This window comes from Anoxybacillus sp. ST4, assembly GCF_019448545.1.
Taxonomy (GTDB): Bacteria; Bacillota; Bacilli; order Bacillales; family Anoxybacillaceae; genus Anoxybacillus; species Anoxybacillus pushchinoensis.
In genome coordinates this window covers 1-357 of sequence record NZ_JAHZOE010000086.1, presented here as the reverse complement: position 1 = coordinate 357, position 357 = coordinate 1, and the positions used below count along the sequence as shown (strand labels likewise).

Below are 357 nucleotides of genomic sequence, written 5' to 3'. Positions count from 1 at the left end.
CATTATTGCTCGGTGACGATGGCGGAGAGGTCACACCCGTTCCCATCCCGAACACGGAAGTTAAGCTCTCCAGCGCCGATGGTAGTTGGCGGGACACCGCCTGCGAGAGTAGGACGTTGCCGGGCAAAAGATAAGTTATTCCGCAGTAGCTCAGTGACGAGCGATGCTTCGTCGATTAAGCTTCGAGTTGCCTCGACGCATCCATCATCGTGGAGTGTGCGAGTAGAGGAAGAGGCAGTAAAGTTACGCAACATGTTGATGAAGCACAAATGATTAACTTTAACGGATCATTCCGCAGTAGCTCAGTGGTAGAGCACTCGGCTGTTAACCGAGCGGTCGTAGGTTCGAATCCTACCT

The 357-nt window shown here is 52.7% G+C and carries 1 rRNA gene; it reads left to right on the top strand.

The window, feature by feature from the left end:
• Nucleotides 1–8 precede the first annotated feature (8 nt).
• A 5S ribosomal RNA gene (gene rrf / locus K1I44_RS15115) occupies nucleotides 9–125 on the top strand.
• Nucleotides 126–357 lie beyond the last annotated feature (232 nt).